Annotated in this window: 7 protein-coding genes; 6 read left to right on the forward strand and 1 reads right to left on the reverse strand. The window is 67.4% G+C overall.

What is annotated here, in order from left to right; translation table 11 throughout:
- Nucleotides 1-61: 61 nt before the first annotated feature.
- From J0F76_RS21160 to J0F76_RS08780, 3 genes are read left to right on the forward strand one after another with little or no spacing between them, the layout of a single operon-like run.
- Entirely contained in the window at nucleotides 62-859 is a 798-nt protein-coding gene (locus J0F76_RS21160; RefSeq protein WP_278250411.1) for a tripartite tricarboxylate transporter permease, read from the forward strand.
- Between the two features lie 31 nt (nucleotides 860-890).
- Entirely contained in the window at nucleotides 891-1,856 is a 966-nt protein-coding gene (locus tag J0F76_RS08775; protein WP_207468070.1) for a tripartite tricarboxylate transporter substrate binding protein, read from the forward strand.
- A 56-nt stretch (nucleotides 1,857-1,912) separates the two neighbouring features.
- Nucleotides 1,913-3,166, forward strand: coding sequence for an alpha-hydroxy acid oxidase (locus tag J0F76_RS08780; RefSeq protein WP_242690091.1), 1,254 nt, complete (start codon nucleotides 1,913-1,915; stop codon nucleotides 3,164-3,166).
- Nucleotides 3,167-3,199: 33 nt separating this feature from the next.
- Here the strand turns inward: J0F76_RS08780 and J0F76_RS08785 are convergent, their stop codons facing one another.
- The gene (locus J0F76_RS08785; RefSeq protein ID WP_207468072.1) at nucleotides 3,200-4,054 is read right to left on the reverse strand and encodes a LysR family transcriptional regulator; all 855 of its coding nucleotides are present in this window, start codon (nucleotides 4,052-4,054) and stop codon (nucleotides 3,200-3,202) included.
- A gap of 93 nt (nucleotides 4,055-4,147) precedes the next feature.
- On the opposite strand from J0F76_RS08785, the gene J0F76_RS08790 reads away from it, so the two are divergent.
- From J0F76_RS08790 to J0F76_RS08800, 3 genes are read left to right on the forward strand one after another with little or no spacing between them, the layout of a single operon-like run.
- A complete protein-coding gene (locus tag J0F76_RS08790) occupies nucleotides 4,148-4,933 on the forward strand; it encodes an SDR family oxidoreductase (RefSeq protein ID WP_207468073.1) in 786 nt (261 codons plus the stop codon).
- Nucleotides 4,934-4,944: 11 nt separating this feature from the next.
- Nucleotides 4,945-5,643: a ribonuclease activity regulator RraA gene (locus J0F76_RS08795; protein WP_207468075.1), complete on the forward strand. Its 699-nt coding sequence runs from the start codon at nucleotides 4,945-4,947 to the stop codon at nucleotides 5,641-5,643.
- Nucleotides 5,640-6,596: a dihydrodipicolinate synthase family protein gene (locus tag J0F76_RS08800; RefSeq protein ID WP_207468078.1), complete on the forward strand. Its 957-nt coding sequence runs from the start codon at nucleotides 5,640-5,642 to the stop codon at nucleotides 6,594-6,596. Before J0F76_RS08795 ends, J0F76_RS08800 begins: the two co-directional genes overlap by 4 nt.
- Nucleotides 6,597-6,836 lie beyond the last annotated feature (240 nt).

The following is a 6,836-nucleotide window of genomic DNA, read 5'->3' on the forward strand; positions in this document are numbered from 1 at the left end:
TGTTCGGCCTGGTCGAGGTGATCTTCAGCCTGAGGAGACCGGCAGCCGGGGCCGCGCGACGATGCCGATCACCCGGCTGTGGCCCACCCGCCAGGACTTCAGGGACGCCTGGCCCGCCGCCACGCGCGGCACTTTCCTGGGCGTGCTTCTGGGCGTGCTGCCGGGCAGCGGGGCGACGCTGGCCTCCTTTGCCTCCTATGCCCTGGAAAAGAAGGTGGCAAAGGATCCGAGGAAATTCGGCACCGGCGCCGTGCAGGGCCTGGCGGGGCCGGAGTCTGCCAACAATGCCGCGGCCCAGGCCTGCTTCATTCCGATGCTCAGCCTCGGCGTGCCGCCGAACGCCATCATGGCGCTGATGATCGGCGCGCTGATGATCCAGGGCATCCAGCCGGGGCCCGCGATGATCTCGTCCCAGCCGGACCTGTTCTGGGGCATCGTCGCCTCGATGCTGATCGGCAACGTGATGCTGGTCCTGCTGAACCTGCCGCTGATCGGCCTTTGGGTGAAGCTGCTGCGCGTGCCCTACTCGCTGCTGTTTCCCGTCATCCTGGTCTTCTGCGCGATCGGAACCTATTCGCTGAACAACAGCGTCTTCGAGGTCGGCCTGATGGCCCTGTTCGGGGTCGTGGGCTATGTCCTGCGCAAGCTCGGCTGCGAGATGGCCCCCCTGATGCTGGGCTTTGTCGTGGGCCCCATGCTGGAAGAAAACATCCGCCGCACCATGCTGACCTCGGGCGGGGATGCAAGCGTCTTTGTCACCCGCCCCATCGCGGCAACCATGTTCGCCATCGCGGGCCTGCTGCTGCTTTCCATGCTGCTTCCGGCCATCACCAAGCGCCGCGAACAGCTTGCCGAATAACAAGAACCCATCACCGGGAGGAGAAAACCCCATGAACCTGAAGACCCTGATGCTGCCGCTTGCCATGGCCCTTGTCGCGGGACAGGCTGCCTGGGCCGAATACCCCGAGAAGCCGATCAAGATGATCGTTTCCTTCGCGCCGGGCGGCTCGACCGACATGACCGCGCGCGTTCTGGCGCCCTTCATCGAGAAGTACCTGGGCGAGGGCGCGACAATCGTTGTCGAAAACCGCCCCGGCGCGGGCGGAGAGATCGGCTTCACCGCCCTGGCCGAGGCTCGCCCCGACGGCTACACCATCGGCTTCGTCAACACGCCGAACATCCTGACCATCCCGATCGAGCGGGAAACGAAATACAGCATCGAGAGCTTCGATCTGCTGGGCAACGTTCTTGACGATCCCAGCGGATTCTCGGTCAACGCGGAGGGGCCGTTCAAGACCTTGGAGGAACTGGTCACCTATGCCAAGGCAAACCCGGCGGCCGTCACCTATGGCACGACGGGCGTGGGGTCGGACGACCATCTTGCCGCGCTGGCCTTCAGCAAGCAGAACGACATCCAGATGACCCATGTGCCCTTCCCCGGCGCATCGGCGGTCAAGACGGCGCTGACCGGCAATCACATCACCCTGCGCGCCGTCAACATCGGCGAGGCCATGCAGGCGACCTCCAGCGGCAGCCCCTTCGTCAACCTGGGCCAGATGAGCGAGGAGCGGGTGACAATCGCGACCGACGTTCCGACCTTCAAGGAACAGGGCTACGAGATCATCTCGGCATCGCTGCGCGGCGTCGGGGCGCCGGCGGGACTGCCGGACGACGTCCGGACCCGCCTGGCGGACGCCGTCGCCAAGGCCGCAGCCGATCCCGAGTTCCAGGCCCAGGCGGAAAAGATCTTCTCGCCCGTGCGCTACATGTCCCCCGAGGAGCATCTGGCGACCTTCCAGGCGCTTGAAGCCGACCTGAAGACCCTGTGGTCGGAACAGCCCTGGACAGCCCAGTAAGGCAAGACGTGCGGGGGCATGATACACTCTCCTGCACATCTTTGGTGGAGAGAGCCATGACGGACAATCCCTCGACCGGGCGCATCGGCACGACGCCGGTGCTGACCACGACCACGCGCCTGACACGAAGCGTTCCGCGCGCCTTGCGTCCGATGCTGGCCCTAGACGATTTCGAGGCTGCGGCACGGCGCCACCTGCCCCGCCCGATCTTCGGCTATGTTTCCGGGGCGTGCGAAACCTGCGCGTCGTTCCGGGACAACCGGGATGCGTTCGGCGCGCTGAACCTGGTGCCCCGCGTGTTGCAGAACGTCGGAAACCGGTCGCAGTCCGTCACCCTGTTCGGCAAGACCCTCGCCCATCCGTTCGGCATCGCGCCGATGGGCCTCAGCGCGCTTGCGGCCCATGACGGAGACGTGGTCCTGTCGCAGGCCGCGAACGCCGCCGGCACCTTTGCCATCCTCAGCGCCACGTCGCTGACGCCGCTTGAGCGCGTGGCGCAGGAAGGCGGCAGCCGGTGGTTCCAGGCCTACCTGCCCGGCGAGCCCGAGCGCATCGACGCCATGGTGGACCGCGTGGCTGCGGCGGGCTTCGAGACCTTTGTGCTGACGGTGGACGTTCCCGTCGCGGGCAACCGGGAGAACAACGTCCGAAACGGCTTCGATGCGCCCTTGCAACCGTCGGCCCGGCTGGCCTGGCAGGGCGTGACCCGTCCCCGCTGGCTGCTTGGCACCGCGCTGCGGACGCTGCGCCATCGCGGGATGCCGCATTTCGAGAACATGGACGCCTTCCGCGGCCCGCCCATCGTGTCGCGCAACCTGGTCCGCGCCATCGGCAAGCGCGACCAGTTGTCCTGGGACCACGTGGCGCGTATCCGGGCGCGCTGGAAGGGCAATCTGGTCCTGAAGGGCATCCTGTCGGTCGAGGACGCGGTGACGGCCTGCGATCACGGCATCGACGGCATCATCGTGTCCAACCATGGCGGCCGGCAACTGGACGGGGCCGTGGCGCCGATCCGGGTCCTGCCCGGCATCGCAAGGGCTGTCGACGGCCGCCTTGCCGTCATGCTGGACAGCGGCGTCCGGCGCGGAACCGACGTCATCAGGGCGCTTGCCCTAGGGGCGAAGTTCGTCTTTGTCGGGCGCCCCTTCCTGTTCGCGGCCGCCGCCTTCGGCGAGGCAGGCGTCAGGCACGCCATCACCTTGCTATCCGACGAGGTCGACCGGGACCTTGCCATGCTTGGGATCAGGGACATTGCCGACGTCTCCGGCGCATGTCTCCACCGGGTCAACTGGGACCAACAACCGGGCTGAAGTCGGCCCACCGGCTTGGCACCAGGCCGGTCGTCACAACGCCTCGATAAGCGCCTGGATCAGCCGGGTCGTCGGATGCCCGCGCTCCCACAACACCCCGATCTCGCGCACCAGGGGCGGTCCCGGCAGGGGCAGCCGCGCCGCCGTGACCCCCTCGGGCCAGGGCGGCGCCCAGTCCGGCAGGATCGAGATGCCCAGCCCCCGGCTGACCATGACCGAAATGGCCTCGAGCTGGTCGAGTTCCAGCCATTCGTGGGGGCGGATCCCGTGGGCGTCCAGCCAGCCCTGCGCCAGCTGCCCGCCCCAGTTGCCCCGGTCGTAGCGGATGAACGGCTCGCTGCCCAGAAGATCCAGCGGATCGTGCCCGGCTAGGGCCGAGGGCACCAGCATGATCAGCGGCTCGCGCCGTGCAGGAGCCCACATGCGCGACTTCGGCAGGTTGAACGGCGGACGGACCAGCAGGGCGACGTCTATCCGTCCCGACCCGAGCGCAGCATGAAGATCGGTCGAGGACCCGGGCAGCACGAAAACTGCGACCTCCGGCAGCCGCTGGCGCAGGTTGAGCAGAGCTTGCGGCAAAAGCCCGGTCAAGGCCGTGGAGATGGCGCCCAGCCGAAGCTCTCCGGCAGGCTGGTCGGCAAGCGCGTGAAGCCGCAAGGCCCGCGCCTCCGACGTCACGCGGCGGGCGGGTTCAAGAATGGCGAGCCCGGCTTCGGTCGGGCGGACCTGCTTGCCGGCCCGCGCCAGCAGGGGGGTGCCGATCTCTCCTTCAAGCGCCTGCATCCGCTGGGACACGGCGGCAGGGGTCAGGCCCAAGCGGCGCGCGGCTTCGGGAAGTGAGCCGTGCTCGACAACGGACAGAAAGGTTTCCAGGAAGCGCGTTTCCATATGATAGGAAATCTATCTTTTGAAGACAGGATAGCAAGGATTTATTTTACATCAGGCAGGGCGTAGCCAGACACCAGCTAAGGAGGATTTCCGATGGATTTGGGACTGCAGGATCGTGTCGCCCTGGTGTTCGGCGCAGGCGGCGGGCTTGGCGGGGCGATCGCCCGAACGCTGGCCGCCGAAGGCGCCAAGGTCGCCATGGCCGACATCGCCATCCAGGCGGCCGAGGCGACGGTGCGCGACATTTCGGCGGCGGGCGGGACCGCCATCGCCCTGGACTGGGACCTGGCCGACCTGACGTCGATCCCCGGCCATCTGGCGCGCATCGAGGCAGACCTCGGGCCCATCGACGTAATTGTCAACAACACCGGCGGCCCCCCGCCGACCCCGGTGTCCGGCCAGTCGGCCGAGAACTGGGAGAAGTTCTTCCATTCCATGGTCCTGTCCGTCATCGCGGTCACCGACGCCGTGCTGCCCGGGATGAAGGACCGCGGCTGGGGGCGCGTCATCACCTCGACCTCCTCGGGCGTCGTCGCGCCCATCCCGAACCTGGGTCTGTCCAACGCGCTGCGCGCCAGCCTTGTCGGCTGGTCCAAGACCCTGGCCGGAGAGGTCGGGCGCCACGGCATCACCGCCAATATCGTCCTGCCAGGGCGCATCGCCACGCAGCGCATCACCTTCCTGGACGAACAGCGGGCCGAGCGCGAAGGCAAGACGGTCGACGAGGTCGCCGCCGCCTCGACCGCCTCGATCCCCGTCGGCCGCTATGGCAAGCCTCGGGAATACGCCGACACGGTGGCGTTCCTCGCCTCGGACCGCGCCAGCTACATCACCGGCTCGGTCGTCCGCATCGACGGCGGCCTGATCGCCAGCATCTGAGAGGGCAGGATATGGACAGCAAGACCGTCGGCATCCTCAAGGGCGTGTCCACCGCCACGCTGACAACGGTTCTTCTGAAGAAGGGACTGCGCAACGTCTGGCTGCGGGGCACGAAGCCGATCCGCCCCGGCCAGGAACGGTTGGTCGGACCCGCCTTCACCCTGCGCTTCACGCCGGCGCGCGAGGATCTGGCGACGCCGGCAAGCTGGGCGTCGCCGATTTCCACCCGCGCGGCGATCGAGGCGATGCCGGAAGGCTGCATCGCCGTCGCCGACGCCATGGGCGTTCTGGACGCGGGCATCTTCGGCGACATCCTCTGCGCGCGGATGGCTAAGCGCGGTGTCGCCGGGCTGGTGACGGACGGGGTGATGCGCGATGCGGCGGGCGTCCTGGGCACCGGGCTTCCGATCTGGTGCGACGGCATCGCCGCGCCTGCATCGGTCGCCGGGCTGACCTTCGTGGGCTGGCAGGAGCCCATCGCATGCGGCGGCGTCGCGGTGTTCCCCGACGACATCATCGTGGCCGACGACGACGGCGCGGTGCTGATCCCGGCGGCGCTTCTTGACGCCGTCCTTGCCGAGGCCCCCGAACAGGAAGTCCAGGAAGCCTGGATCATGACCGAGGTCGACCGCGGCGTGCCGCTTCCGGGTCTTTATCCCATGAACGACGAGACGAAGGCACGCTACGCGGCCTTCAGGGAGGGACAATGAACGCGCAACCCAAACCCGTGGCCGAGCTTGGCTTCAACACCGCGACCAAGGGCGTCTACCCGATCGCCGCCACGCCCTTCAATCCCGACCAGTCCGTGGATTGGGACAGCCTGGACCGGCTGACCGACTTCTACGAGGCGTCGGGCGCCACCGGCATAACCATCCTCGGCATCCTGGGCGAGGCGGGGAAGCTTGACCCCGAGGAAAGCCGCGAGATCGCGGCCCGCGTCATCCGCCGGACCAGGCTGCCCATCGTGGTCGGCGTCTCCAATCCAAGCTTCACGGCGATGGGCCGGCTGGCCAAGGAGTCGATGGACCTGGGCGCGGCGGGCGTCATGATCGCCGGCCACGCCGCCCTTCGGTCGGACGAACAGATCGCCGCCCATTTCCGCAGTGCCGTGGACGCGATCGGGCCGGACACCCCCTGGGCTTTGCAGGACTATCCGCTGACCCTGTCGGTGGTCCTTTCGGTGCCGATGATCGCGCGCATCATGACCGAGCACCCGTCCTGCGTCATGCTGAAGGCCGAGGACTGGCCGCAACTGGAGAAGCTGTCCACGATCCGGTCCTGGCAGAAGGATGGAAAGATGCCCGCCTTTTCGATCCTGACGGCAAATGGCGGCCTGTTCCTGGATTTCGAGCCCGAGCGTGGATCGGACGGGGCCATGACCGGATATGCCTTCCCCGATGCCTTGGTCGAGATGGACGCCCTGCATCGTCGCGGCGAACGCGACGCCGCGCACGACCTGTTCGACGCGCATCTGCCGATGATCCGCATGGAGCAGCAGGCGGGGGTCGGCCTGGCGGTGCGCAAGTACCTGCTGATGCGCCGCGGTGCGATTGCCTGCGACATCCAGCGCAAGCCGGGCACCGCCCTGACGGCACAGGGACGGTCCGAGATCGACTATCTGCTTGAGCGGCTTGCGCGGAAGGATGCCCGGGCGCGGCTCTAGCGACATGGCCCCGACCGTGCAGCCGCACGGTCGGGGCGCGCGACAGAAGGGGGAATGACGGTGAACAGTTTCACCCAACCCGTCGATTGTGCCCTTGGCCCGACCTTGCCTGTTGCGAGCAGTCACACGGTGTTACCGGTGCGTCTGACCATAGAGGTGGTCGCAGGAATTCGGACCAGTCGCTAAGCTTTGGCGATTGACGAAGGACTGATCCGCATGACGAAACGAAAGCGCTATTCG

The organism is Paracoccus fontiphilus (assembly GCF_017356265.1).
Lineage (GTDB): Bacteria > Pseudomonadota > Alphaproteobacteria > Rhodobacterales > Rhodobacteraceae > Paracoccus > Paracoccus fontiphilus.

Coding starts and splice junctions, on each gene's coding strand:
- J0F76_RS21160 (WP_278250411.1), top strand. CDS start 62: ATGCCGATCACCCGGCTGTGGCCCACCCGCCAGGACTTCAGGGACGCC.
- J0F76_RS08775 (WP_207468070.1), top strand. CDS start 891: ATGAACCTGAAGACCCTGATGCTGCCGCTTGCCATGGCCCTTGTCGCG.
- J0F76_RS08780 (WP_242690091.1), top strand. CDS start 1,913: ATGACGGACAATCCCTCGACCGGGCGCATCGGCACGACGCCGGTGCTG.
- J0F76_RS08785 (WP_207468072.1), bottom strand. CDS start 4,054: ATGGAAACGCGCTTCCTGGAAACCTTTCTGTCCGTTGTCGAGCACGGC.
- J0F76_RS08790 (WP_207468073.1), top strand. CDS start 4,148: ATGGATTTGGGACTGCAGGATCGTGTCGCCCTGGTGTTCGGCGCAGGC.
- J0F76_RS08795 (WP_207468075.1), top strand. CDS start 4,945: ATGGACAGCAAGACCGTCGGCATCCTCAAGGGCGTGTCCACCGCCACG.
- J0F76_RS08800 (WP_207468078.1), top strand. CDS start 5,640: ATGAACGCGCAACCCAAACCCGTGGCCGAGCTTGGCTTCAACACCGCG.